The following is a 25047-nucleotide window of genomic DNA, read 5'->3' as shown; positions in this document are numbered from 1 at the left end:
CGGCCCTATCTGATCGGCACGGTGGCGGTCACCGTGGCCTGGTCGATGTCGGAGACACGGACTGTGAACCGGAACTCCCAGTCTCCGGCGGCGGGGAGGTTGACCTCGCTGGTCGCGTGGTTGTCGGTCAACGGGAGCAGCGGGAACTCGATCGGCTCGATCCCGGCCGACGGCAGCGCCGCCGTCACCCGCCACTGCTCGACCGGCTGCGGCCGGTTGTCCGGGGTGTACGCGTACAGGTGCAGGGTGTTGTTGCCCCGCTGGACCGGGGAGAGTTCGACCTGCAACGAGTAGATCGGGCTGGTCAACGTGGTGTTGAAGAAGTTCTGGGTGCCCCCGGCCCCACCCACCCCCTCGACCACCGCGCTGCGGGCCGGCGGGGTCTGCACCAGGGTGGCCGACACGCCGAGGACCACCACCGTCACCGCCAACTCGGCGATGACCAGTCGGCGTACCCGGGTCGGGCGCTGCGCCGCCGTCCGCTGGCGTACGAGGTGACGGGAGACCGCCGCCACCGCGATCACCAGGGCGAACAGGGCGATCTTGGCGAGCACCAGCCGCCCGTACGTGGTGTTCAGCAGCCCGTCGAGGGTGGCCACCTCGACCAGCGCCTGCACCGTACCGGCGAGCAGCAGGGCCGCCACCGACAGCGCCGCCCACCGCGACCAGATGGGCAGGATCGCGTCCAGTTCCCGCTCCTGCGCCCGGGGCAGCAGGAACACGGCGAGCATCACCAGTCCGCCCAGCCAGATCGCCATGCTGCCCAGGTGCACCGCGTCGACGAGGACCGAGACGGCCGGGGCGGGCGAGGCCACCGCGTGTCCGGCGAGCGGCCAGGTGAACAGCGCCGCGCCGCCGAGGACGGTCAGGATGATCAGGTCGGTTCGGCCGACCACACCGGCGAGGACCGGGCGGAGCAGGAACGCGGCGGCGGCGAGCAGGCCCAGCCGGACCAGGTGGGCGGTGCCGAAGCCGCTGCCCACCACGCTGCCCAGCCCTTCACCCGTCACCTCGAACAACCCACCCCCGGCGGTGTACGGCACCTGGAGCCAGATCGCTGCCACGGTGGCAAAGGCCACCAGGCCCATGCCGATCCAGGCCAGCCGGATCGGCCCCCGCCGGTCCAGCCGGGTCGGCCAGAGCGCGGCGAGCACCAGCACCGCCCCGACCACCAGCAGCAGACCGACGTAGCCGATGAACTTGGCCACCTTGACCGCGACCTCGACGGTCGGGTCGGCCCGGCTGTCCGACCCGGTGTCGGTGGGCGGGGTCGACGGGGCGCCGACCGAGTAGGTGAACGCACCGGAGATCGGGTGGCTGTCGGCGGAGATCACCCGGTAGCTCACCAGATAGGTGCCCTGTCCGGCGTCCCCGGCCACCCCGATGGTGACCACACCGCCGTCGAAGCGGGGCTCGCCCCGGTCGGCTCGGGAGCCGTCGGGGGCGATCACCCGGATCCGGTCGGTGATCTTGCGTACCGGTTCGCTGAAGGTGAGCACCACCTCGGCCGGTGCGTTCGGGACCACTGCCGAGGCGGCGGGGCTGGTGCTCTGCAGCACCGCGTGGGCGCTGGCGGGGGTGGCCGGCGTGATCAGCAGCGCGAGGACGGCGACCAGCAGGCCGGTGGCGGCGGCCCAACGGACGATCCGTCGACGGGGCGCGCTGACCGGGGGGCGGCGGCGGGGGACGGCAGTCATGTCGGCAATGCTCGCCGACGAGACCGGCTGCTGGCGAGTCCCAGCCTCCCGGGAATCGCCGCCACCGGCTCGGCCGTACCCGTCTGACGTCTCACGCAGGGGTGGTCGGCCCGTGGGGCGGAAAAGTTCCCGACGTGGCCCAGGTTATGTGAGGACGAAGGTCCCTGTTCCCGCCGTCGCGGACGCGTACGCTGGTCAGTCGTGATCCCCGTACCGCGCGAACCCGGTGACACCGGTGCCGCCCGCCCCGCCGTCTGGCCCGCCGGAGCCGTGGCCGACACCGACCGGGAGGCGGCCACCCGGTGGGCGCTGGCCGCCCGCGACGGCGACCCGGCGGCGGTGTCCGCCTTCGTCCGCGCCACCCAGGCCGAGGTCTGGCGGTTCACCGCCGCCCTGGTCGACCCGGACAGCGCCGACGACCTCACCCAGGAGACCTACCTGCGGGTGCTGCGGGCGCTGCCCGACTTCCAGGGGCGGTCCAGCGCGCGGACCTGGCTGCTCGGGATCGCCCGGCGGACCTGCGCGGACCACCTGCGCACCGTGGTCCGGCGGCGGCGGCTCGACGACAGGCTCGCCGCCCACGCCCACACCGACGAGCTGCACCCCGACCCCGCCGGTCAGTTCGGTGCCGCCGACCTGGTCGGGCGGCTGGCGGCGGACCGCCGCAGCGCGTTCGTGCTGACCCAGTTGCTCGGCCTCTCCTACGCGGAGGCGGCGGTGGTGGAGGGGGTGCCGGTGGGCACCATCCGGTCCCGGGTGGCGCGGGCCCGCAGTGAGCTGGTCGAGGCGGTCGGCGACGCCCTCGCCGGTTGAGGCACCGGAACTTCCCGCAGGGACAGGACGACCTATGACCATGACCGCAGCGGTGACGCGGACCGGACGGTGGACCGTCCTACGCCCCTGGCTCGGCCTCGCCGCCCGGCTGGGACTGGCAGCGGTCTGGCTGGTCGCCGGGGCCACCAAGGTCGGCGACCTGGCCGCCTCCGGGCGGGCCGTGAACGCCTACCAGATCCTGCCGTACGACCTGGCGGTGGTGGTCGGGGCGGCGCTGCCCTTCGTCGAACTGGCCCTGGGCGTCCTGCTGCTGGTCGGGCTGGCCACCCGGTTGAGCGCCGGGGTCTCCGTGGCATTGCTGCTGGTCTTCGTCGCCGGGATCGCCTCGGCGTGGAGCCGGGGGCTGGCGATCGACTGCGGTTGTTTCGGCACCGGCGGGGAACTGGCCGCCGGGCAGTCCCCCAGCTACCTCCCGGAGATCCTCCGGGACCTGGTGTTCCTGGCGCTGGCCGGGTTCCTGCTTCGTTGGCCGGCCACCCCCGTCTCGGTCGACGGGGCGCTGGCCGGTGATCCCACAGTGGAGGACGACGATGAGTAGTCGCAAGGGCCGCCGGGACGCGGCACGGGTGGTCCGGGAGCAGATGGCCCGGGAGCGGCGACGCAAGCGGACCCTCTGGACCTCGGTGGCCGCCGTCGCCTTCCTGGTCGTCGCCGGGCTGATCGGGTGGAGCGTCTGGTCCGGCCAGCGCGCCGGGGACGTCACGGTGCCGACCGGGGCCAACGAGGCGGGCACCGGGATCGTCGCCGGGTCCGGCCCGGTCACCGTCGACGTCTACGAGGACTTCCTCTGCCCGGCGTGCAAGCAGTTCGAGGAGGTCACCGGCCCGACCCTCGACCAGCTGATCGCCGAGGGCACGGTCCGGGTGGTCTACCACCCGGTGGCGTACCTCAACCGCTACTCCACCACCCAGTACTCCACCCGGTCGTCGGCCGCCGCCGGGTGCGCGGCGGAGAACGGCCGTTACCGGCAGTACGCGAAGAAGCTCTTCGAGGCGCAGCCCGCCGAGGGGGGTGCCGGGCTCAGCGACGACCAGCTCACCGACCTCGCCGTCGAGGCGGGGCTGGACCGGGACGGTTTCGCCGCCTGTCAACGGGACGAGGCCTTCAAGCCGTGGACCGAGCGGCTGACCGACGAGGCCAGCCGCAGCGGGATCACCGGCACCCCGACCGTCCTTGTCGACGGCGAGGAACTCGCCGACCGCAGCCCCGACGGGTTGCGCGCCGCCGTCGAGGCAGCCGGCCGATGAGGCGTTCCGGCAGGCTGGTGCTGGTCCTGGCCGGGGTGCTCGCCACGCTGGTGGGGACCGCCGTCCCGGCTGCCGCACACGGGGCGGACGCCCCCGCCGGGACCGACTACCGGACCGAGGTCACCGGGGTCTTCCCCGACCTGCCGGGGGTGCGCGTACGACCCATCGAGGCGGGGGCCCGGCTGGAGTTGACCAACGTCGGCGACCGGGACGTCGAGGTGATCGGCTACTTCGGGGAGCCGTACCTGCGGGTGGGTCCGGAGGGTGCGTTCGAGAACCTCCGCTCCCCGGCGACGTACCTGAACCGGACCATCGCCGGGGGTGCCCTGCTGCCGCCCGAGGCCGACCCGGCCGCCGCCCCCACCTGGCGCAGGATCGACGACTCTCCCACCGTCCAGTGGCACGACCGGCGGGCGCTGTGGCGGGAGGAGGGGCCGCCCGCCCAGGTCCGGGCCGCCCCGGACCGGGAGCACCGGGTACGGGACTGGGCGGTCCCGATCCGCCACGACGACGGCATGGGCGGGTCCGAGGAGGGCGAGATCCGGGGCACCCTGGACTGGGTGCCCCCACCGGACCCGTACCCGTGGTGGGTGGGGGCCACCCTCGGCCTGCTCGCCGTGGGGGCGCTGGGGCTGGTCCCGGCCGGTACCCGCAACGGGGCGCGAGCCCTGGCCGGGATCGGTGGACTGCTGGCCCTCGGTGGCCTCGCCGCCGGGGTGACGATCGTCGGGCGGGAGGTCGACGCCGGGGCCACCGGCCCGACCGGGGTGCTCGTCGGGCTACTCAGCGGGCAGATCTGGGCGCTGCTGACCGGGCTCGGAGCGTTGGTCGCCGGTTGGTACGCCGTCCGTCGCCGACCGGGGGCGGACTTCGTGCTGGCGCTGGCCGGGACCTGCCTGGCCCTGTTCGCCGGGATCGGCAGCGCGACGGTACTCACCCGCTCGATAGTGCCGTCACCGTGGCCGGGGGAGGTCGTCCGGGCGATGACGGTGCTGGTCCTGGTCGCCGGGGCGGGTGCCGCCGCCGCCGGGATCCTGCGGCTGCGAGCCGCCGCCGCCCTGGCCCCGTCCGACCGACCGGCCGACGGCCCGCCGGACGATCCGACGCCGGAGCCCGACGACGACGCAACGAACGGGTCGTCGCCGGGCGGCGCGACGGCGAAGCCGGACGGCGGCGGGACGGGCCGGGATCCCGGTGGGCGTCCGGTGGTCAGGGCCGGGGGCTGAAGCCGTAGGGCAACTCCAGGCGGTGCCGGGCGAGCACCTCCCCGTCGGCGAGCAACAGGGGGGTGGGTCCGTCGGCCACGATCCGGCCGTCGTCCAGGATCACCGACCGTTCGCACAGCTCCAGCGCGTACGGCAGGTCGTGGGTGACCATCAGGACTGTCACCGGCAGGCCGCGCAGGATCTCCGCCAGCTCCCGCCGGGACGCCGGGTCGAGGTTCGACGAGGGCTCGTCGAGGACCAGGACCTGCGGGTGCATGGCCAACACGGTGGCCACCGCCACCCGGCGACGCTGCCCGAACGACAGGTGGTGGGGGGCGCGGTCGCGGTGCCCGGCCATGCCGACGGCGGCCAACGCCTCGTCGACCCGGGCCACCAACGCCGCACCCCGCAGCCCGAGGTTGGCCGGGCCGAACGCCACGTCCTCGGCGACTGTCGACAGGAAGAGCTGGTCGTCGGGGTCCTGGAAGACGATGCCCACCCGACGGCGGATCTCGGCGAGCACGGCCCGGTCCGGCCCCACCGTCAGCCCACCGACCCGCACCGTCCCCTCCACGCCGGTGAGGATGCCGTTGAGGTGCAGGACCAGCGTGGTCTTCCCCGCTCCGTTGGGCCCGAGCAGCGCCACCCGGGCACCGTGCGCCACCGTCAGGTCCACCCCTCGCAGGGCCACGTGCCCGTCCGGGTACGCGAACCGGAGCCCCCTGACGTCCAGGGCGGGTGCCGTGGTGCTCACGTCAGGGCGACGGCGGCAGCGGCGACGGTGAGCGCCGCCGCCGGTACCGTCGCCCCGGCCAGCCACTGCCCGGTGGTGGCCGCCGCCGAGTCCGTCCGGCTCGGGGGCATCCGCCCGGTGTAGCCGCGCGAACGCATCGCCAGGTACACCCGTTCACCCCGCTCGAAGGCGCGCAGGAACAGCGTGCCGACCCCGGCGGCGAGCCCTCGCACCTGCCACAGGAAGCGGGGGTCGTCGCCCCGGGAGATCCGCGCCACCCGCATCCGCTGGGCCTCCCCGACGAGCACCGGCAGGTAACGCAGCATGAAGGTGGCGATCTGGGTGACCACCTGCGGGCAGCGCAGCCGGTCCAGGCCGAGGATCAGGTCCCGGGTGGTGGTGGTAGCGGCCAGCAACAGCGAGGCGAGCACCCCCAGGGTCGCCTTGGCCAGGATGTTCCACGCCCCGTACAGCCCCTCCTCGGACAGCCGCAGACCGAACAGGTCCACCCGGTCGCCGGTGCCGAGGAACGGCAGCGTGAAGGCGAACAGGACGAACGGCACCTCGATCGACGCCCGCCCGAGCAGCCACCCCGGCGGCACCCGGGAGAGGGCGGCGACCACCGCCACCAGCAGGACGTACCCGCCGAAGGCCCAGAACCGGGCGCGGGGGGTGGCGACCACGACGAGGGTGAAGGCGACCATCGCGGTGATCTTGACTTCGGGTGGGAGCCGGTGCACGGGTGAGGTGCCGTCCCGGTACAGCAGGTGTGCGGACCCGGCCCCCACCGGTCAGTCCCCGACCGCGGTGTCCGGCGACCCCACCGGTTCACGGCGGCGCAGCAGCCAGAACCCGCCACCGCCGACGGCGAAGGTGAGGACCACCCCGAGGATCCCGGACAGGCCGGTGGAGAGCAGACCGTCGTCCAGCCCGGCGATGCCGTAGTCGGCCAACGGGCCGCCGATCTCGTGGTCCCGTTCCTGCTGCGCCGGGCAACTGCCGCCCACGAGGGTGTCGTCGGCGTCGAAGGTGCAGCCCTCGCGCAACGACGAGTCCAGACCGTCCGGGTGCGACGACGCGAAGCTGCTCACCACTCCGGCCAGCAGGAACGCCACCAGGAGACCGGCACCGAGGAACCCCCACAGCCGCCGGTTCACCGGGCACCCCCGGTCACCGGGGCGGCCGAGGAGGGGCGGCGGGTCGGCGGTAGTCGGCGCAGCGCGTACACCAGATCGGGTCTGACCTTGGCGACGGTGACCACCGTGGTCGCCGTGATCAGTCCCTCGCCGACGCCGATCAGCAGGTGCACCCCGGTCATCGTGGCGGCCAGGCCCCCGAGGTTCCCGCCCAGGTCGGTGGTCCCGCCCAGCCAGTACTGGACGACGAAGCCGAGCGCCGCCACGACCACGCTGAGCAGCCCGGCGACGAAGCCGGTCACCGCCAACCCGGCGGGGGTACGCGGGAGCACCCGCAGCAGGAGGGCGATCAGCAGGTACGCCGCGGCGGTGCCGATCAGGGCGATGTTCGTGACGTTGAGCCCCAGCATCGCGACCCCGCCGTCACCGAAGACGAGCGCCTGCACGACGAGCACCACAGTGACGCAGAGCGCCCCCACCCAGGGGCCGACGAGGAGGGCGGCGAGCGCCCCGCCCATCAGGTGACCGCTGACCCCGGCGGTGAGGATCGGGAAGTTGAGCATCTGGACGGCGAAGATGAACGCGGCCACCAGACCGGCCATCGGGGCCAGCCGGTCGTCCAGGTCACGTCGTCCGCGAAGGACGCAGAACACCAGGACGACCAGGGCGAACGCGGCGAACGCGGCGGCCACCGGGCCGTCGATGATCCCGTTGGAGATGTGCATCGCGAGGGTGTCCACCCGGGCCTCCCAGGGGCGACAACTGATCGATGAACGCAACTGTCGGCCAGAGTATTCACCACCGACCCCACTGTTGCCAATACCTGGCAACAAGGGCGGTTGCCGACCGTCCCCCGGTTCCGGTCCCCCGGGTCCGGCGCCGGGGCGCGTCGGCTCCGGGTCCGGCGCGGCGGCGCGTCGCCGCAGGCGGCACCGGCCGGGGCGGCGGTAGGGTCGGGCCATGACCGACCGCCTCTCCCCCGGTGACCCCGCGCCCGAGTTCAGCCTCCCCACCGACACCGGGGAGACCCTCGCCCTGTCCGACCTGCGGGGCCGCCGGGTCATCCTGTACGCCTACCCGGCCGCCATGACCCCCGGCTGCACCAAGCAGGCCTGCGACTTCCGCGACACCCTCGACTCCCTGCGGTCCGCCGGGTACGAGGTGGTCGGCATCTCCCCCGACAAGCCGGCCAAGCTGGCCAAGTTCCGGGAGCACGACGCGATCACCTTCCCCCTCGTCTCCGACCAGGACAAGCAGGTGCTCAGCGCGTACGGGGCGTACGGCGAGAAGCAGATGTACGGCCGTACCGTGACGGGTGTGATCCGTTCCACCTTCGTCATCGACCCGGACGGCAAGATCGAGCGTGCCCTCTACAACGTGAAGGCCACCGGCCACGTCGCCAAGCTCCGCCGTGACCTCGGACTCGACTGACTCCCCCGGCACCGGTGCCTGGCGGGCGGTGGCCGCTTCGGCGGTGGTCTACGATTCGACAGCGGTGGTGACGGGGCCGTAGCCCAATTGGCAGGAGGCATACGGTTTAGGTCCGTACCAGTGCGGGTTCGAGTCCCGCCGGCCCTACCACGGCGGTCTCGGCCGAATCGACGGCGTCGATGTCGGGCGCGTCACGATCACGGGCGGGTGCGACCCGCCAGCGGCCAGGATGTCCGCGTGACACTGCACTTCGTCCTGGACCCGGACCTCACCCCCCACCTGCGCGACCAGCTCGTGGCGCTCTGGTTGGAGGTGACCAACGCCGGTGGCGCTGTCGGGTTCGTCCCCCCGGTGACCGAGGCCGAGGTCCGGTCCATGGCCGATCCGACGTTCGACGGGATCACCGACGGCCCCGACCGGCTCCTGGTCGGGTACGCCGACGGTCGACCGGTCGCCGCCCTGGTCTTCGCCGACAACCGGTTCCACCTCAAGCCGCACTGGTGCACCCTGAAACGGGTCATGGTCCACCCACACGCCCAGGGCAACGGGTACGGGGCCGCCCTCATGCGGGAGGCCGAACGGCTCGGCCGGAAGCTGGGCTGGGAGGCGCTGCACCTGACCGTCCGCGACGGGGGCGGTCTGGACGCCTTCTACCGGCGACTCGGCTACCGGGAGGTGGGCCGGCTGCCCGGTGCGCTGCGGGTCGGAACCGGCGACGACCGCGACGAACTCCACATGTGGCTCGCCCTGACCCGGTGACCGAGGTCGGGAAGCGGCCGGTGCAGAGGGGAGCGATCCTCTACACCGTGGTCCTCGTCCGCACGTCGGTCACCGGGTGCAGGCGACGGGGTGGGGCTGGCCGCCGCCCGCCGCCCCGGCCGCCGGTGGGTCGGCCGGGGGTGGGGTGGGCGTGTCGGTCGGGGAGGCCGACGGGGAGGCCGAACCGCTGGGCGACGGGGAGGCCGAGGGGCTGACGCTCGGGCTCGGCGAGGCGGAGCGGGACGGGGTCGCCGACGGCGACGCCGAACGGGCCGCCCGGGGGGCGGTGCCCGACCCGCCGCCGTACATCCGGACGTCGGTGGTCTGGACCTGACCGGGGGCCATCCGGATGCCGGTGGCGACGGCCCGGTTGCCGTTGGTGTCGGTCACCCGGATCGAGTACGGCCCCGCTCCGGCCCCGGACCCGATCTCCCAGTAGTTGTAGCTCTGCCGGGAGGCGGTACGCCACGCACCCGAGGTGCCCGGCCGGACCTCCACCGAGCGGAGCGGGTTGCCGTGCGACCCGACGAGCACCGAGAACCAGTACTGCGAGGCGCCCTCCTTGATCCGGAAGGTCAGGGGGCCGGGGAGCGCCGGGTCGACGAGCGCCCGGTAGCTGACCGGGACGATCCCCTGGACCGGGTCGGCGATCTCCCGGAACGCCTCGGCGGAGAGGTCGATGTGCCCGGGGGCGCACTCCGGGCACTGGTCCACCACCAGCACCCGGACCGAACCCTTGGGGCCGGTCACGTCGAGGTATCCCCCGCAGGCGGCGGCCGAGGCGTACTCGGAGGGGCCGAGGGCGACGTACCGCTTGTTCGACGGTGGGGACGGGTACGAGCAGTTGCCGATGCCCCCGGCGAGGTCGTAGAAGGTCGCCTTGCCCTGGTTGAGCCGTCCGGCCACCGGAGGGGCGGCCAGCGCCCCCGGGCCGGCGGCGAGCACCGGGGCCGCGACCGGGGGTGGGGCGGCGCAGACCGGCGCGGCGTCACGCAGCACGAGGGTCAGCCCCAGTACGGAGGCGACCCCGGCCACGCCGACCGCCAGCAGCCACCGGGGCGGTATCGCCGAGGGGGCTCTGCGCCGACCGGGGCCGGACGGGCGGTCGAGGTTCTCGGGCAGGTCAGGGTCGGTCACGGAACCCGATGCTGCCCGACCCGACACCATCGGGACAAGCCGGCTAAGCGAAAACTAAGACGGGCGGCCGCTACGGCCTCCACCTGCGGCTCGGCGGGGTCACCAGGCGACGCCGATGCCGTCGCCCGGATACCAGTGCCGGGCCGGGGTCTCCCGGTACGCGAGGAACCGGCGGCCGGTCCGCTCGGCGTGCTCGGCCAGGACGTTGGTCGCGGTGACGTTGTCGGTCAGCAGGACCGCCCCGGGGGCGAGTCTCGCCTCGACCGCGTCGAACTCCCGCTTCTCGTGGGCTCGACTGTGGTCGCTGTCGTGCAGGAAGAGGTCGACCGGTCGGTCCAGGGCGTCGATCGAGGCGATCGAGTCGCCGATCACCAGGTCGACCACCTCGGACCAGGGCTCGGTGCGGGCCAGGTAGCCGGCCTCCGGATTGATGTCCAGGCTGGTGACCCGACCGGGTCGCCCGTCGGCGGCGTTGCGCAGCAGGGCGGCGGCCAGGACACAGCTGCCCAGCCCCTTGTCGACGCCGGTCTCCACCACGTGCGCCGGACCGGTGGCGCGGACGATCGCGTACCACCCGATGCGGCGGGCGTAGCGGACCTGCCGGTCGGCCAGGCCCCGGCGGGCCGCCCCGGCGGTCGCCTCCTCGATGTGGGTACGCAGCCGGTCGTCGGACTCGATCTCCTGGAAGTACGCCCGGACCTGCTTGACCGGTACGTCGCACACCACGCTGACGAACCAGGCCAGGTGGTGCCGGCTCAGCTTGGTCAACTCGTACGTGTAGTTGTGATGCTCCCGGGAGGTGACCAGCCAACGGGCCGAGGTCTTGAGCACCTTGGCGTCGTGCCGGGCCACCCTGACCAGCCGTTTGGGGAAGGCCGCGATCGGCGCGAGCCGGGTGCGGGCGATGTTCCGCCGGAGCTTCTCTGCGTCCACAGGAGCGTTCTACCATCCCTCGGGAAACAACGGGTGCCCTCTTCACCGGATCGACGGGTGTGTGGTCGGCGACTGGGGACACCCTGGACGGTCGACGGTCAGTAGCATGCCGACATGTCCATGGGTCGACAGGTTCCGGAGTCCGCACCGAGCACACCGGTCGGGGCCGACCCGGGCGGCACCGCCCGACCTCGCCGTGGGCGTCGTCTCCTGCTGACCGGACTGCTGGTCCTGGCGCTGGTCGGCGGCGGTGGCGTCCTGGCCGCCGCGCTCTACGTCAGGTCCGTCGACTCGGCGATCGACAGGGTGGACGCCTTCGACGAGGTCCCGGCGGAGTCTCGACCGCAGGTCGTGGCGACCGACGCGTTGAACATCATGATCCTCGGCAGTGACTCCCGTGACCCGGAGGACAGCTCCGGGTCGCGGACCGACACGATCATCCTCGCCCACCTGCCCCGGGACCGGTCGAGCGCACAGCTGATCTCGATCCCCCGCGACACCTGGACGGCGGTGCCCCGGTCGAAGCAGGGGCGGGGCGGCCGGGACGCCAAGATCAATGCGGCGTACGCGTGGGGCGGCGTCCCGCTGATGGTGCAGACGGTGGAGAAGTTCACCGGTGTCCGCATCGACCACGTGACGATGGTGGACTTCGCCGGGTTCAAGGACATCGTGGACGCGCTCGGCGGCATCGAGATCCACGTGGAGAAGGCATTCACCTCCACCCACTCGCTCAACGCCGACGGTCGACGGGAGTTCGTGGCGGGCCGGCAGACGATGGACGGCTCCGCAGCCCTCGACTACGCCCGCGAGCGGTACGCCTTCCCCGACGGCGACTTCGCCCGGATCCGCCACCAGCAGCAGGTGATCAAGGCGATCCTGGACAAGGCCGCCTCCGGCGGGACGCTGAGCAGCCCCACCCGGTTGAACGCGTTCGTCAGGGCCACCGCCGAGGCGGCGGCGGTCGACAGGTCGATGTCAGTGCTCGACTTCGCGATGGAGCTGCGACACCTGCGCAGCGGCAACCTGGAGTTCTTCACCTGTCCGGTGACGGGCACCGGCAGGGTGGGCAGCGAGAGCGTGGTCTTCGCCGACGAGGAGAAGGCCGGCCGCCTCTTCGACGCGGTCCGCCGCGACGACGTACCCGAGATCCTCGCCGCCGGTAGGTAGTCGACCTCCACCGAGTAGGGATGACCATGTCGCGCCGGACCGAACCGAGCATCCCCGGTCCGCCGAGGCCGGTCGAGGGGTCTGCGGTGTCCGGCGTGCCGGATCCCGACCCCGTCGACCGGCCGGGCCTGGAGACCACAGCAGTCCTGCCGTACGCCGGTTCCCGGGCGTCGACGAGGACCCGGGCGCTGCGCGCCTGGATGCTGACCCTTCCGGTCGACGTCGTCGCCCTGCTCATCCCCCTGCTGGTCAGCCAGACGTACTGGCGGGGCACGCTCGCCTACGCCGCACTCGTGGTGACGGTCTTCGCCACCGGGGGACTGTACCGGGCCCGCCGCCACCTCGGGATCCTCGACGAACTGCCGACCCTCTGCGGACGGCTGCTCTCCTGCGGGGCGGCGGTGGCCATCATCGCGGCCGTACGCCACGAGTCGGTCCCGTACGTCAGCGGGTTCATGCGCGACGTGGCGCTCTGCGGGGTGCTGGTGGTCGTCGGCCGGGCCGGGACCCGCAAACTGATCCTCGTCGCCCGGCGGCGACGCTGGATGGAGCACAACGCCATCGTCGTCGGCGCCGGCCCGGTCGGCCAGGAACTCGCCCGGCTGCTGCGCCGACACCCCCGTTACGGGCTGCGGTTCGTCGGATTCGTCGACACCGCACCGCAGCGACCCGGGCCGGTCCCCCTCATCGGGACCCTCGACGACCTCGAACGGCTCATCCCGGCGCTCGACTGCGACGTCATGGTCATCGCCGACCCGGACTGTTCGGAGGCGGCCCTGATGGAGGTCCTGCTCCGGCCGTTCAGCGCGGGGTGCAACCTCTGGGCGGTGCCCCGCCTGTGGGGTTCGCGGTCCCAGGCCGGGTACCCCGACCACGTCGGGGCCATCCCGATCACGGAGATCGGGGACACCACCTTCACCGGCCCCCGGTGGGCCATCAAACGCGCCTCCGACCTGGTCCTCGCCACTGTCGCGGCGGCCCTGCTGAGCCCGGTGCTCCTGCTCGGCGCGGTGGCGACCTTCCTGGAGGGTGGGCGGGGCGTCTTCTTCCGCCAGGAACGCATCGGCCGGTACGGCCGCCCCTTCCAGGTGGTCAAGTTCCGCACCATGCGTCCGGTCGACGAGTACGAGTCGCAGACCAACTGGTCGATCGCGCACGACCGCCGGATCGGCCCGGTCGGGCGGTTCATGCGGCGTACGTCCCTCGACGAGTTGCCGCAGCTGTGGAACATCCTGCGCGGGGAGATGAGCGTGGTCGGCCCCCGCCCGGAACGGCCGCACTTCGTGGCCAAGTTCTCCGCCACCTACCCGACGTACGCGATGCGTCACCGGGTCCCCGTCGGGCTGACCGGGCTCGCGCAGGTCAGCGGCCTACGGGGGGACACCCCGATCTCCGACCGGGCCCGGTTCGACAACTACTACATCGAGAACTGGTCCCTCTGGCTGGACGTCAAGGTGCTGCTGCGTACCGTCGCCGAGGTCCTGCGGGGCGGCGGTCGCTGAACGGTCCCGGTCGCGTCGGGGCGCACCGGGGCGGCGGGGGACGACGCGGCTGCGGTCGCTGAACCGGTGTGGGGGTCGGACGGTCTCGGCTGCGGGCGCTCAGGTGGGGCGCAGCAGGGGCAGCGGTCTCGCCCGGTACCCGCCGCCGAGGTGCTGGTCGGGGTCGGCGTCGAGCACCTGCGCCAGCACGGTGCCGAAGACGTCCCGGAAGTCGGTGGTCGCCTTCAGGTCACCGTCGTCGAGGTCGGTCAGGCTCGGCTGCTCGCCGTAGCAGCCACCCGCCACCTGCGACCCCAGCACCAGGACCGTTCCCGCCGTACCGTGGTCGGTGCCCTGGGAGGCGTTGGCGCGGACCCGCCGACCGAACTCGCTGTAGACCACCACCGTCACCCGACGCCCCGCCTCGGTGCCCGCCATCCGCGCCACGAACGACGACAACGCCCGGTCGAGCCGGGTCAGCAGCGCCTCGTGCCCGGGCAGCGCCATGGCGTGGGTGTCGAAGCCGTCCAGGCTGACCGAGTAGACCCGCGTCGGCACCCGGGCCTCCACACACCTGGCCACCAGCGCCAACTGGTTCTCCAGGACGCTGCGGGTGCCCGGTCCGGTGGTGAGGACCTGCGGCCCACCGACGCTCGGGACCGGGTCGGGGTGTTCCTCGGCACCGCGTACCAACCTGTCGACGTCGAGCAGGTCGCGGTAGGCGGCGGCGGCCCGCGCCTGCATCTTCGACTCCCCGGGCTCGATCCGCCCCAGCCCGGCGACCGCGTCCGCCGTGAGCCCCGGCGGCAGATCCAGGCCCCCGACGCCCACGCAGGCCCCGGACCGGGTCGCCCCGGCCAGGACGGGCGGCAACACCGGCTCGAAACTGACGGCGGCCTCCGGGGCGGCCCTGGTGGTGTCGAGCCACCGGCCCACCCAGCCGGTGGTGACCGGCGCGACAGGTGACGCGGTCTGCCAGATGTCCATCGACGTGAAGTGGCTCCGGTCGGGATTCGGGTAGCCGACCCCGAGGACCACGGCGAGCCTGCTGTCGTCCCAGATCCGGCGCAGCCCCCGCAGGACCGGGTTCAACCCCACGGCGTCGTCGAGGTGCAGCACCCGCTCGGGGTCGTAGGCCAGCTCCGGCCGGGCCGCGTGGTAGGCCGGGTCGGCGTACGGGATCACCGTGTTCAGCCCGTCGTTGCCGCCGTAGAGGGTCACCAGCACGAGGGTGTTCGTCGGTGCGGTGTCGGTCGGGACCGTCGCACCGCGCGCCAGCAGGTCGAGCAGCCCCGTTGCGCCGGTACCGGCGGCGAGGGCGGCACCCCCGGCCACCCCGGAGCCGACCAGGAACCTCCGGCGGGTCACCGCGTCCATCCTCAGGTCACCAGGTATTCCGGGCTGACCAGCCCCAGGACCATCAACTGCCGACGGTCCCGGCTGCCCTTCAACACCTCGTACGTCCGGTCGGTCCACCCGTCGACGCAGAGCTGGTACGCCAACCCCTCCGGGGTGAGCCCGTCGGTCAGCGCCCACCCGGCGATCCGCGCCGCCAGTCGCAACCGGACCCGGGCCGCGGCGGACGTCAACCAGGCCGCCCCGGCGGGCCAGCCGCCCACGTTGGGCGGGGCCAACGGCAGTTGCCCGAGGGCGTCCAGGTCACTGCGCAGCGCCGCCCGGTCCTGCGGCGACAGGACCGAGGGCCGCACCCCCACCTGCCGCAGCGCCCCGACACACCACTCGACCGGTGACTTGACCATCGACCCGGCGGTGGCCCGGAACGCCTCGTCGGCGAGGAGCACCCGGAGCATCGCCATCGGCGCGGGGAACGCCTGCGCCATCCGCTCCCGCAACCCCGGTGGGATCGGCTGCTCCGACGAGGCGTACCGGAACCACAGCCGGGACGCCACGAACCGGGGGCAGGCCGGGTGCCTGACCATCAGCTCCACCAGGCTCTGCGCGTCGAGGGGCGCGGTGTGGCCGAGGACCGTCTTACGGCCCGGGTCGTGGGCCGTCGCGTCGAAGACCGAGGCGCCCCTGGTCAGGCTGAACCGCCAGCCGGTCAGGGCCCGTCCGGCCTCCCTGACGTCGCGTTCGGAGTAGTTGCCGTGCCCGAGGACGAACAGTTCGCACAGCTCACGGGCGAAATTCTCGTTCGGGGCCTGCCGGGTGTTGAGGTGACCGTCGAGGTAGTTGTTCAACGCCGGGTCCACCACCATGGCCCGACTCATCGCCACGAAGTCCGGGGCCCCGCGCAGCGTCCGGTGCTGGGCGAGCATGAGCTGCGGGCTGCGGACCTTGCGCACCGAGGTCGCCCAGTGCCCGTGCCAGAAGAAGACCAGCTTCTCGACCGCCTGGTGACCGGCGACGGTCATCCGGTCCAACCACCACTCGGTGAGCTGCCCGGTCTGCACCGTCCGCAGGTCCTCCAGCCGGACCTTCTCCTCGAAGGTGAGGTCGCGGCGTCCCGCGTACACGTCAGGGCCGAGGTCCGGGACGGGGGCGGTGTCAGCGCCGAGGTCGGGACCGGGCGGCGCGGTCAACGCCGACAGGGCGGCGTCGGGGCCGCCACGGCGGGCGGCGGTCAGCTCGATCGCCGTCGGACCGAACCCCGCCCGCCGCAGCAGCAGGCCGAGGCTGTCGCTCATCCTGACAACATAGACGACCGTCGGTCGTCAGGACACCTCGCCTCCGGCGCCCACCCGTTCCGCGACCGGCCGCGCCGGTCGGGGCAGCGCGACCACCACCAGGGCGTAGCCGACCAGCCCCACGGTGGCGGCGACCAGGTAGCCGACCGCCCCGAACCACACGGTCAGCAGCGGCGCGGCCACCACGGTCACCCCGAGCATCAGGTAGCGGGCCCGCAGCAGGGTGCCGAAGTCACCGTCGACGAACCGGCTCAGGGTGGCCCCGTAGGAGAACCCGAGGGCTGCCTTCTCCAGCCCGGCCGCGAGCAGCACCCCGCCGACGGGCAGGAAGGCCAACGCGGGCACCAGGTCCCGGGCGAGCACCACAGCCACCCCGAGGACTGCCGCGCCGACCGCCACCGTCGACCAGGCGAGCGCGCCGTCCCGCAGGTCCCGTCCCCGGGTCGTCGGGGTCCCGGCGGTCCGCTGGTAGACCAGGACCCGCCGGAGGATGATCGAGACGAGGGCCAACGGGCCGAACAGCTGCTGCACCACGCGGATCACCCCGAGCGTGTACGCGTCGGCGACCAGGGCGGTGACCTGGAGGGCGAGCAGCGGGGTGAGGCCGACGAGCAGGGCGTCGAGCGAGGCCGCCCCCATCGCGTCGCGCCTGTCGCGTACCCAGCGCAGCAGCCCGCCGAAGTCCGGCCGCCGCAGCGCCCGACCGGCGGCGAGCAGCGCGAACGCGGCGTTGACGAGGGTCCACGACAGGCAGACCAGCAGTGGTTCCCCGACGGCGGCGAACGCCACCAGCAGCACCGACTGGACGACGAGCCACCCCACCGTCTCGACCAGGACGGCCCGGGAGGCCCCGCCCGCCACCCCGGCGGACCGGCCGATGTCCAGGGCCATCGCGAACGGGATCCCCACCGCGTACGCCACCGCCAGGTCGACCGATCCCCCGGGTACGGCCAGCGACGACAGGACCGCCACGACGGTGCCGACGGCTCCGCCGACCACCGCCGTCGCGACCGACCGTCGACAGTCCGCCGGTGCGGCGGTCCGGGTGGCGCTCGCCGCCCGCAGCAGCGTCGCCTCGGCCAGCGAGCGTTGCAGGACCCCGCAGGTCAGTTGGAAGACCAGCATCGCCGGGGCGAGCGCCCCGACCGCGCCGAGGCCACCGGCGTACCCCAGGGCGAGGCTGAGCACCAGGCTGGTGGCCATCAACGCGACCTGCCCGGCGGTCAGGGCGAGCCGGGCCGGACCACGTCCACCCGCCGACGTCGTCGCCGTCACGATCGACCTCCGGGCTCGGTCCGCCGCGCCCCGACGGTGACCGTCGGCTCCGCCCCGTCGGCTTCGGGTGGGGGTTCCGCCGCCGCCTCGGGCGCGTCGGGTTCGGGTGGGGGCTCGGAGGGTCCCGGGTGGGTCGGCGCGGTGGTCCTGTCGAGCGCCCGGCGGACGGCGGCGGCCACCTGCTGGTCCAGGGTGGCCGCCGGGGGCGAGGACGTCGGGGCCTCCCGACCGGGTCGACCCCCGGCCAGGAGGTCGGCGAGGGCGACCGCCGCCGCCTCCGGGTCGTCGAAGTCCGCGAACCCGTACGTCCCACCGGAGACGGCAGCCGCCTCGGGCAGGCCACCCAGCGGCGCGACCAGCATCGGCAGGCCCGACCGACCCACCTCGACGGCCACTCGACCGAACGGCTCCAGCCACCGGGACGGGATCAGCACCACGTCGACTGCGGCGCAGAACGCGTCGACGTCGAGGTGTCCCGGCATCTTCAGCTCGACACCCGCGTCGTCGGCCGACTCCGCGAGCGTCCGGGCGTAGTCGGCGGGTCCCGCACCGGCGACGAGGACAGTGACCTCGGTGCTGGTGTTCCGGGCGTACGCGGCGGCCGTCCGGATGGCCGACTCGATGCCCTTCACCGGGCTGACCCGGCCGAGGTAGCCGACGACGAGACCGGTGTCCGTGGTGCGGGGCGGTGGGGCCGCTACCGGTTCGGCCGGGCCGACCAGGGGGTGGCCGACGAGGCTGGCCTCCGGGGTGGTCAACCCGACGCCGACCAGGTCGTCGCGGACGAACCCGGAGACGCAGACGGCGACGGCGTCGTCGGGGGTGACCCGACGCAGCATCAGCGCCTTGACGACGCAGTCGCCGCAGACCGTCGCGCAGATCCGCCCGTCCCGCATCCGGGAGCGCCGCCAGCAGGTGTCGCTCAGGTCGTGGAAGACCCGGACGTACGGCAGGCCGCGCCGCCCGACCCAGCGCGGCAGCCAGGGACCGGTACGGGAGATGTTGCCGGCGACGACCACGTCGGGGCGCACCGCCCGCAGTCGACGGGTCAGCCCGGACGCCACCCAGGGCAGCGTCCAGCCGGTGAGGAACTCCAGCCCTCGACGGACCCGGGTGTCGTCGTGCACCCGACGGGCGAAGGGGCGGCGGACGGCGTGCACGGTGAGCGGGCCGTCGGCGTACGTGCTCGGCGCGGCGGCCGGGACGACGACAGTCACCTCGGCGAACCGGGCCAGTTCCCGGGCCGCCGACCGGGCCGACCGTTCCGCCCCACCCACCTCCTGCGGCCACCACCAGTCGGCCAGGATCACCACCCTCGGCCTCGGGTCGGCCCCGCCCCGGTCCACGGCGGCACCGACCTCCTCCGGTGGCCGGGTGAGCCGCCACCGTGGGCCGTGCCACCCCGCGACGGCCAGGACGAGGACCGCGAAGGCCGCCCCGACGAACGGGATCTGCGCGCCGAGCGGGCCGCGCAACAGGCCGATGTGGAAGGCTGCGAAGACGATCGCGACGGCGGTGCCGAGTCCGGCCGGGGACCCGGCCGCCGCCCGGTCGAGTCGCCGGGCGAGCATGCCGTAGCAGAAGAAGAGGACCACCACCCCGACGAGGCTGAACTCCACGTACGTCTCCGCCCAGAACGGCAGGGCGAGGTTCTGGAACTCGTAGCCCCGGCCGGCGGCGACGGCGTTCCCGGCGGGGATCGCCTTCTCCTCCCACCAGGACCTCGGCACCCAGAACAGCAGCGCCGACAGGAGGTGGTGCCCCCAGGTGTGGCCCTCGACGCGGGCGTGGAAGACGGCGTTGACGGTCTGCTGGAACCCGTCGAAGTCCCAGGTGTAGTAGGCGTCCAGGCCGAGGCGGAGGTCGGCCCGGGACCGCTCGTTGCGGAACAGGTTCGCCAGCGGGTACAGCACGGCGAGCCCGACCAGCATCCCCACCGAGAACAGCACCCGCCGGGCCGGACGGTCGAACCTGACGACGGCGAGACCGGCGGCGAGGAGCACACCGAAGGCGGCGAACCGGTTCGCCGACAGCGGTTGTTGTAGACCAGGTTCAGCAGCGCCGCCGTACCGGTGGTCAGCGCCAGCGCCACCGCGCCCCGACGACCCGCGTGGCTGCGGTTGCGCCAGCACAGCAGGCAGAGCACCAGGGCGACAGCGCCGACCGCCGCCGGAAGGGTGCTCAGCAGTCCGAGCAGGGCCAGGTCCTGCTGGCTGCGGAGCCCCGCCTCGGCGATGGCCCGTTGCAGGTCGTCGCGGCTGCCGAAGCGGACCGCCAGGCCGCCGGTCATCGGCAGGCAGACCACCGCGAGGGCGGCGGCGGCACCGGTCACCACCACCGCCTTCTCGACGGTGATCCGGGTACGCGGGGAGGACGACCGCCGGGCCGCGGGCAGCGGACGGGTGTTGCCGACCCAGTACGCCACCACCGCGAACAGGAGCACCACCTGCGCGGTGACCCAGTACCGGTCGAGGGGGAGGTCGGGCCAGGGCAGCCGCCGGTCCCGGATCTGGAGCAGCGGCGCGAGGCCGACCCAGACCGTCACGAACGCCCAGAACGTCACCGACACCGGGGCGAAGGTCGCCGACCGGGTGGTTCGGTAGAGCGCCACCAGGCACACCCCGACCACGACGAGACCGACGGCACCGGCCACCGTGGGTCGGGGCAGGACCGTCGCCACCCCGAGGGCGGCGAGCAGGGCACCCCCCAGGACCGCCGCGACGACCGACGGTACGCCCCGACGCGTCACTGTCGTCCGCAGGTCAGCGCGTCGCATCGCGTACCCAGTCGGCCACGTTCGACCGGAACACCTCGGGGGAGAAACGCTCGGCGTACGCCCGCAGTGGAGCCCGGTCCAGCCCGTCGACCCGGCGCACCGCGTCCGCGTACGCCCCGGGGTCGGTGGAGTCGACAAGGAACCCGGTGTGGCCGTCGCGGACCGTCTCCCGGACCCCACCCCGGTCCAGCCCCACCACCGGGGTCCCGCAGGCCATCGCCTCGACGGGGATGATGCCGAAGTCCTCGTGGGTCGGGAAGAGCAGGGCGTGGGCGCCCCAGTACAGCTCGCGGAGCCGTTCCCGCGACGGCCGTCGTTCGAACAGGACGGGTACCCCCGCTCGGGACGCCGCCCGACGCAGCGTCTCCTCCTGCGGCCCGGAACCGGCGATCACCAGCGGCCGACGGGCGGCGGCGGCGATCTCGATCATCAGGTCGAACCGCTTGTACGGAATCCACCGCCCCACGCCCAGCAGGTGCTTGCGGTCCTGTCCGCGCTGCTCGGGCGGGGCGGCGGCGAAGTAGTCGACGTCGACCGGGGGGTGGACGATCCGGGCGTCGCGCCCCCAGAACCGCCGGATCCGGTCCCGGACCTCGGCCGAGTTCGCGGCGTAGCTGTGCACGTGTCGGCTCAGCCGCACGTCGACGCCGCGCAGCACCCGTCGGGGAAGAGCGAGCAGACCCCCGGAGCCGCGACCGTCGAAGTCCGGACTCCACAGGTAGCGGGCCGGTGAGTGGACGTAGCTCAGGTACCGGGTCTGCGGCGAGGACGGCAGCCTGACGGTGTGGGCGAAGGCGTGGCTGGAGGAGATCACCACGTCGAACCGTTCCCTGGTCAGGGTCCGCCAGGCCAACGGCATGGCGGGCAACGCCAACGCCTTGGACCGTCGCAACGGCGTCCGGGCCAGCCACGACTCGGTGAGGTCGAGCCCCCGTCGGGCGTCCCGGTCACGCCACAGGACGAACCCCTTGGCCTGGGGAAACACCTCCTGGATGGCGAGGAAGACGTTCTCGGAACCGCCCGTCGCACCGAACCACTCGTGGACCAGGGCGACCGAGGTCCGCCCCGGCAGCACGGGAGGTGGTCCGTCGTCGGCAGAGACCTCGGTGATGGCCGTGTCCTTCCTGGTCGGGGCGGATCCGTCGGGCCGCCCGCTCATCCGACGACCGCCTGTAGTCGCTCGTCGAGGCGACCGGCGAGGGTGCGCGCGTACGTCGCCGTCAGGTGGTTGGTGTCGCGGTAGACGAGGACCCCGCCGATCACCGGCGCGCACCGGGACGCCGGGCAGATCGCGTCGTTGAGGTCCACCAGGTGTACGCCCGCCAGGCCCTCCGCCGCCGTCTCCTGGATCGGCCCGACACCGGCCAGGGCCTCCACCCTGGGTACGGCACACCTGGTCAACTCCTCCCGGTGGGCCGAGACGCAGTCGGCCATGTCCCGCCGGGGGGCGGGGGTGTCACGCAGCACCACCACCGGTGCCACCTCGGCGAGTCCCCGCCAGGTCCGGCGCAGCGCCGTGGCCAGGGCGGTCTCGTTCTCCGTACCGGTCAACAGCCGACCGTCCCGATGGACCTGGTAGTTGTAGCTGCTGGTGACCACCAGGTCGGGGCGGTCGGCGGCGAGCCGCTCCCGCAGTGCCCGGTTCCACTGCCCGCAGCTGCGGTTCGGGCGGGCCTCGTCCCCACCTGCCACCTCGACGTCGACGACCGGGCACTGGGACTTGGTGTGGGTCACCAGCCGCCAGTCGCGTTGCGCCGCGATCTCCTGGAGGGCGGGCACCCACTGGGCGGCGTGCGAGTCCCCGACGACTGCCACGGTGAACGGGGCGTTCGCCCGACCGTAGGTGCATCCGAGCACCCGGCTGCCGGTCTGACTGGCGTGGCACCCGTCGGCGTAGACCGAGGCGACGTCGTCGCGGGCCACCGAGGGGTCGGGCACCACCGACGCGGACCGGTCGACGGGTTCGCCGGTCTGCCCGGTGGCGAGCACCGCGGCACCCTGCACGTCGCGGGCCGCAGTGCTGGCGGTGGGCGGTCCGACGGCGACGTGGTGCAGGACCAGCCCTACGCAGACCGGCAGGACGGTGCAGCCCACCCCGACCGCGACGGTCCGACCGGGTCGGGCCGACAGGCGGGTCGAGTGCCAGGCGGGACGCTCCACGAACCTGCTGGTCAGGTACGCCAGGAACACCGCCAGCGCCATCGCCGCGGTCACCGCCCGGCCGTCGGGCTCGTCCATCCGTACGGTCAGCACCACCAGGAGCGGCCAGTGCCACAGGTAGAGGGTGTACGAGATCCGGCCGAGGAACTGCATCACCGCCACCCGGAGCACCACCACCGGGCCGTACCGCAGGTCCGGACCGGCCACCAGGACCAGGACGGTGCCGAGGGTGGCGGGCAGGGCCAGCAGCCCGGGGAACGGGTCGGTGGTGTCCAGCAGCAGCGCCGAGGCGACGATCGCCCCGGCACCGACCCAGCCGACGACCGATCCCACCACGGGGGACAGCCGCCGCAGCGGGACCAGCGCCAGCAGCGCCCCGACCGCCAGCTCCCAGAGTCGGGTGGTGGTCACGAAGTAGGCCCGGCCGGGGTCCTGCGCGACGAGCAGCACCGACCAGACGAACGAGGTGACCAGCACCGTGGCCACCGCGACGAGGGCCAGGGTCCGCCACCGGGCGGGTGCGGCACTCCCCCGCCGGGCCAGCCAGGCGACGCCGACCAGCAGCACCGGCCAGAGCAGGTAGAACTGCTCCTCGACCGCGAGCGACCAGTAGTGCTGCACGATGCTCGGGGCCCGTTCGGCGGCCAGGTAGTCGACCGACTGTTCGGCCAGCCGCCAGTTGACCGCGTACAGGGCGCTGCTCACCACGTCGAGGGCGGTGTCCCGCCACCGGATCCCGGGCAGGAAGAGGTAGGCCAGCACCAGGGAGGCGACGAGCACCAACCCGGCGCTGGGCAGCAGCCGCCGTACCCGCCGCGCCCAGAACCGGCCGAGGGACAACCGTCCCCTCGTCGCGATCTCCGCCGCCATCCCGGCGGTGATCAGGTAGCCGGAGATGACGAAGAAGACGTCCACCCCGACGAACCCACCCGGGACGAACGGGACCCCCGCGTGCCAGAGCACCACGAGCACCACGGCGAGGGCCCGAAGCCCCTGGATGTCGGCCCGGAACCCCCGCCCGGCCCCGACCCCGACCGCAGCCCCGCCCTCCGGCCGTGCCTCGGGTTCGGGTTCGGGGATGGGCTTGGGTCCGGTGTCGGGCTTGGGTTCAGGGTCGGGGTCGGGTTCGGGCTCCGGGGTGGGTTCGGGCTCGGGGATTGGCTGCGACTCGGGGTCGGGGTGGGTCGGGCGGGGGCGCAGTCGCCGTCGGAGGAGCCCGGCCGCAGCGATCACCGCCGCACCGGCGGCGGCGGAGAGCAGGTAGAACAGCCAGTCCCCGGCGTCGCCCCGGACGTCCCCGTCCCGGTCGAGCCGGGTGGCGGCCCGGTCCCGGTACGTGTGGGCACCCTCGTGGTCGGGAGCCAGGCGGAGGATCTCCTCGAACCCCGCGAGGGCCGTGGAGTACCGGCCGGCGAAGTAGTCGCCGAGCGCCACGCGGTACCGGGAGTCCACCGGACCCAACCGGTTCGTCACCTCGGCGGACTCCAACAGCCGGTACAGGTTGGCGGTGCTGATCAGGTCCCGGACGGGCTCACCCGGGACGGTGGTGTCGGTGTCCAGGAGCGCCACCAGCCGACCGTCGGCGTCCACCACCGGGCCGCCCCTGGAGTCGGGGCCGACCTGCCCGTCCACCCCGGTACGGTTCGTCCCGGTCAACCCGACGACCTGGACCGTACGGGTCCGGACGGCGTACGTGACGGGGAGGTCGGTCGAGTCGGTGATGCCGTACCCGAGGATGTCCAGGGTGGAGCCGGTCGCCGGCACGCCGACGGGGCCGATCTCGACGGCCGGGAGGCCACCCTGTAGCAGCTTCGCCAGGGCGGCGTTCCCGTCCACGGCGGGCAGGGCCGCGACGACGGCGGCGCGGACCGCCGTGTCGGGGTCGGCCGGTGAGGTCGCCGTGCCGGTCTGGGCCAGCAGGGTGACGGTGGGGCGGCTGCGCCGACGGTCACCGGTGAAGGTGACCGAGTCCCGGTGCTCGGCGACGAAGTCGTCCAACTCCGCCGCCGGTAGGCGGCCGTCCTGCACGAGGGTCCGGCCGAGCCGGTACAGGGCGTTGACCTGGAGGACCTCGGCGCTCGGCCGGACGCAGACGGTGTTCGTCACGACGTACCCGTCGGGGTCGACCACCACCCCGGTGCAGCGGCGGGTGACGACCACCTCGTCGGGCCGCAGGAGGGTCCCGTCCTCGGTGTCGCGCAGGCGTCCGGTGTAGGTCGCCTCCAGGTAGACGGTCGCCGGTGCCACGACGGCGGTCGCCGGTTCGTTGCGGGCGTACGACGGGACCGGGACGGGGGTCGCCGGTTCGTCTCCGGCGTACGCCGGTGCCCCGACGGCGGGCAGGGCGACGAGACAGCCGGCCACGAGGAGACCGGCCAGTGACGTCGACCGACGCGCCAGGACGGCGGAGGGCATGTCGATCTCCAGG

General features: G+C 73.6%; 22 protein-coding genes and 1 tRNA gene. 10 read left to right on the top strand and 13 right to left on the bottom strand.

The genetic code is table 11. The annotated features are described in order from the left end of the window. Positions 1 to 5: 5 nt before the first annotated feature. Positions 6 to 1697 (bottom strand): copper resistance CopC/CopD family protein, encoded by a 1692-nt coding sequence (locus WHN02_RS10090; RefSeq protein ID WP_434743091.1) that lies wholly within the window; start codon positions 1695 to 1697, stop codon positions 6 to 8. A 201-nt stretch (positions 1698 to 1898) separates the two neighbouring features. Between WHN02_RS10090 and WHN02_RS10085 the strand changes: the two genes are divergently transcribed. Genes WHN02_RS10085 through WHN02_RS10070 form a run of 4 tightly spaced genes read left to right on the top strand, consistent with a single transcriptional unit; the run spans position 1899 to position 5004 of the window. Next, the gene (locus tag WHN02_RS10085) at positions 1899 to 2510 is read left to right on the top strand and encodes a sigma-70 family RNA polymerase sigma factor (protein ID WP_434743090.1); all 612 of its coding nucleotides are present in this window, start codon (positions 1899 to 1901) and stop codon (positions 2508 to 2510) included. Positions 2511 to 2544: 34 nt separating this feature from the next. Beyond that, positions 2545 to 3069, top strand: coding sequence for a MauE/DoxX family redox-associated membrane protein (locus WHN02_RS10080; RefSeq protein WP_434743089.1), 525 nt, complete (start codon positions 2545 to 2547; stop codon positions 3067 to 3069). After that, a complete protein-coding gene (locus WHN02_RS10075; protein WP_434743088.1) occupies positions 3062 to 3778 on the top strand; it encodes a DsbA family protein in 717 nt (238 codons plus the stop codon). The genes WHN02_RS10080 and WHN02_RS10075 overlap by 8 nt, the downstream gene beginning before the upstream one ends. Then, positions 3775 to 5004: a hypothetical protein gene (locus WHN02_RS10070; protein WP_434743087.1), complete on the top strand. Its 1230-nt coding sequence runs from the start codon at positions 3775 to 3777 to the stop codon at positions 5002 to 5004. The genes WHN02_RS10075 and WHN02_RS10070 overlap by 4 nt, the downstream gene beginning before the upstream one ends. Here the strand turns inward: WHN02_RS10070 and WHN02_RS10065 are convergent. Genes WHN02_RS10065 through WHN02_RS10050 form a run of 4 tightly spaced genes read right to left on the bottom strand, consistent with a single transcriptional unit; the run spans position 4988 to position 7592 of the window. Beyond that, complete coding sequence (locus WHN02_RS10065) at positions 4988 to 5737, bottom strand: energy-coupling factor ABC transporter ATP-binding protein (protein WP_434743086.1); 750 nt, start codon at positions 5735 to 5737, stop codon at positions 4988 to 4990. The two genes, WHN02_RS10070 and WHN02_RS10065, sit on opposite strands and share 17 nt — an antisense overlap. Further along, the gene (gene cbiQ / locus WHN02_RS10060; RefSeq protein WP_434743085.1) at positions 5734 to 6504 is read right to left on the bottom strand and encodes a cobalt ECF transporter T component CbiQ; all 771 of its coding nucleotides are present in this window, start codon (positions 6502 to 6504) and stop codon (positions 5734 to 5736) included. The genes WHN02_RS10065 and cbiQ overlap by 4 nt, the downstream gene beginning before the upstream one ends. A gap of 3 nt (positions 6505 to 6507) precedes the next feature. Next, on the bottom strand, positions 6508 to 6873 hold the full coding sequence (locus tag WHN02_RS10055) for a PDGLE domain-containing protein (protein WP_434743084.1): 366 nt from the start codon (positions 6871 to 6873) through the stop codon (positions 6508 to 6510). Next, complete coding sequence (locus WHN02_RS10050) at positions 6870 to 7592, bottom strand: energy-coupling factor ABC transporter permease (protein ID WP_434743083.1); 723 nt, start codon at positions 7590 to 7592, stop codon at positions 6870 to 6872. Before WHN02_RS10050 ends, WHN02_RS10055 begins: the two co-directional genes overlap by 4 nt. A gap of 220 nt (positions 7593 to 7812) precedes the next feature. On the opposite strand from WHN02_RS10050, the gene bcp reads away from it, so the two are divergent. The 3 genes from bcp (at position 7813) to WHN02_RS10035 (ending at position 9042) form a co-directional block, all read left to right on the top strand. Then, positions 7813 to 8283, top strand: coding sequence for a thioredoxin-dependent thiol peroxidase (bcp, locus tag WHN02_RS10045; protein WP_434743082.1), 471 nt, complete (start codon positions 7813 to 7815; stop codon positions 8281 to 8283). Between the two features lie 72 nt (positions 8284 to 8355). After that, positions 8356 to 8433 (top strand) — tRNA-Leu (locus WHN02_RS10040). 87 nt (positions 8434 to 8520) lie between these two features. Next, entirely contained in the window at positions 8521 to 9042 is a 522-nt protein-coding gene (locus WHN02_RS10035) for a GNAT family N-acetyltransferase (protein ID WP_434743081.1), read from the top strand. A 69-nt stretch (positions 9043 to 9111) separates the two neighbouring features. Here WHN02_RS10035 and WHN02_RS10030 read toward each other — a convergent pair whose 3' ends face one another. Together WHN02_RS10030 and WHN02_RS10025 are read right to left on the bottom strand one after the other, a co-directional pair. Next, complete coding sequence (locus WHN02_RS10030; protein ID WP_434743080.1) at positions 9112 to 10179, bottom strand: expansin EXLX1 family cellulose-binding protein; 1068 nt, start codon at positions 10177 to 10179, stop codon at positions 9112 to 9114. 99 nt (positions 10180 to 10278) lie between these two features. Beyond that, on the bottom strand, positions 10279 to 11112 hold the full coding sequence (locus WHN02_RS10025) for a class I SAM-dependent methyltransferase (RefSeq protein ID WP_434743079.1): 834 nt from the start codon (positions 11110 to 11112) through the stop codon (positions 10279 to 10281). 114 nt (positions 11113 to 11226) lie between these two features. Between WHN02_RS10025 and WHN02_RS10020 the strand changes: the two genes are divergently transcribed. After that, positions 11227 to 12279 carry an LCP family protein gene (locus WHN02_RS10020; protein ID WP_434743078.1) on the top strand — a complete coding sequence of 351 codons (1053 nt, stop codon included), beginning with the start codon at positions 11227 to 11229 and terminating at the stop codon, positions 12277 to 12279. Between the two features lie 200 nt (positions 12280 to 12479). Continuing rightward, positions 12480 to 13781 (top strand): sugar transferase, encoded by a 1302-nt coding sequence (locus WHN02_RS10015; protein WP_434743895.1) that lies wholly within the window; start codon positions 12480 to 12482, stop codon positions 13779 to 13781. 99 nt (positions 13782 to 13880) lie between these two features. Here the strand turns inward: WHN02_RS10015 and WHN02_RS10010 are convergent, their stop codons facing one another. The 4 genes from WHN02_RS10010 to WHN02_RS09995 are packed head-to-tail and all read right to left on the bottom strand — an operon-like array spanning position 13881 to position 19686. Further along, positions 13881 to 15137, bottom strand: coding sequence for a DUF1501 domain-containing protein (locus WHN02_RS10010; protein ID WP_434743077.1), 1257 nt, complete (start codon positions 15135 to 15137; stop codon positions 13881 to 13883). Positions 15138 to 15139: 2 nt separating this feature from the next. Then, positions 15140 to 16408, bottom strand: a complete 1269-nt coding sequence (locus tag WHN02_RS10005; RefSeq protein WP_434743076.1) for a DUF1800 domain-containing protein — start codon at positions 16406 to 16408, stop codon at positions 15140 to 15142. Between the two features lie 27 nt (positions 16409 to 16435). After that, the gene (locus tag WHN02_RS10000; protein WP_434743075.1) at positions 16436 to 17683 is read right to left on the bottom strand and encodes a hypothetical protein; all 1248 of its coding nucleotides are present in this window, start codon (positions 17681 to 17683) and stop codon (positions 16436 to 16438) included. Next, positions 17680 to 19686, bottom strand: coding sequence for a glycosyltransferase (locus tag WHN02_RS09995; protein ID WP_434743074.1), 2007 nt, complete (start codon positions 19684 to 19686; stop codon positions 17680 to 17682). Before WHN02_RS09995 ends, WHN02_RS10000 begins: the two co-directional genes overlap by 4 nt. Positions 19687 to 19755: 69 nt before the next feature. On the opposite strand from WHN02_RS09995, the gene WHN02_RS09990 reads away from it, so the two are divergent. Next, positions 19756 to 20286: a hypothetical protein gene (locus WHN02_RS09990; RefSeq protein ID WP_434743073.1), complete on the top strand. Its 531-nt coding sequence runs from the start codon at positions 19756 to 19758 to the stop codon at positions 20284 to 20286. Positions 20287 to 20445: 159 nt separating this feature from the next. On the opposite strand, the gene WHN02_RS09985 is transcribed toward WHN02_RS09990, so the two are convergent. Together WHN02_RS09985 and WHN02_RS09980 are read right to left on the bottom strand one after the other, a co-directional pair. Continuing rightward, on the bottom strand, positions 20446 to 21618 hold the full coding sequence (locus tag WHN02_RS09985) for a glycosyltransferase (RefSeq protein ID WP_434743072.1): 1173 nt from the start codon (positions 21616 to 21618) through the stop codon (positions 20446 to 20448). Next, a complete protein-coding gene (locus WHN02_RS09980; protein ID WP_434743071.1) occupies positions 21615 to 25034 on the bottom strand; it encodes an SGNH hydrolase domain-containing protein in 3420 nt (1139 codons plus the stop codon). The genes WHN02_RS09985 and WHN02_RS09980 overlap by 4 nt, the downstream gene beginning before the upstream one ends. Positions 25035 to 25047 lie beyond the last annotated feature (13 nt).

The organism is Micromonospora sp. SH-82 (genome assembly GCF_051132485.1).
Taxonomy (GTDB): domain Bacteria; phylum Actinomycetota; class Actinomycetes; order Mycobacteriales; family Micromonosporaceae; genus Micromonospora.
The sequence above is the reverse complement of the archived record's forward strand: the minus strand, read 5'-3'. Positions and strand labels throughout refer to the sequence as shown.

Bases quoted from the DNA above. Each gene is read 5' to 3' on its own strand.
- WHN02_RS10075 (WP_434743088.1), top strand. From the start codon at position 3,062: ATGAGTAGTCGCAAGGGCCGCCGGGACGCGGCACGGGTGGTCCGGGAG.
- WHN02_RS09985 (WP_434743072.1), bottom strand. From the start codon at position 21,618: ATGAGCGGGCGGCCCGACGGATCCGCCCCGACCAGGAAGGACACGGCC.
- WHN02_RS10005 (WP_434743076.1), bottom strand. From the start codon at position 16,408: ATGAGCGACAGCCTCGGCCTGCTGCTGCGGCGGGCGGGGTTCGGTCCG.
- WHN02_RS10010 (WP_434743077.1), bottom strand. From the start codon at position 15,137: ATGGACGCGGTGACCCGCCGGAGGTTCCTGGTCGGCTCCGGGGTGGCC.
- WHN02_RS10020 (WP_434743078.1), top strand. From the start codon at position 11,227: ATGTCCATGGGTCGACAGGTTCCGGAGTCCGCACCGAGCACACCGGTC.
- bcp (WP_434743082.1), top strand. From the start codon at position 7,813: ATGACCGACCGCCTCTCCCCCGGTGACCCCGCGCCCGAGTTCAGCCTC.
- WHN02_RS10090 (WP_434743091.1), bottom strand. From the start codon at position 1,697: ATGACTGCCGTCCCCCGCCGCCGCCCCCCGGTCAGCGCGCCCCGTCGA.
- WHN02_RS10070 (WP_434743087.1), top strand. From the start codon at position 3,775: ATGAGGCGTTCCGGCAGGCTGGTGCTGGTCCTGGCCGGGGTGCTCGCC.
- WHN02_RS10015 (WP_434743895.1), top strand. From the start codon at position 12,480: ATGCTGACCCTTCCGGTCGACGTCGTCGCCCTGCTCATCCCCCTGCTG.
- WHN02_RS10080 (WP_434743089.1), top strand. From the start codon at position 2,545: ATGACCATGACCGCAGCGGTGACGCGGACCGGACGGTGGACCGTCCTA.
- WHN02_RS09980 (WP_434743071.1), bottom strand. From the start codon at position 25,034: ATGCCCTCCGCCGTCCTGGCGCGTCGGTCGACGTCACTGGCCGGTCTC.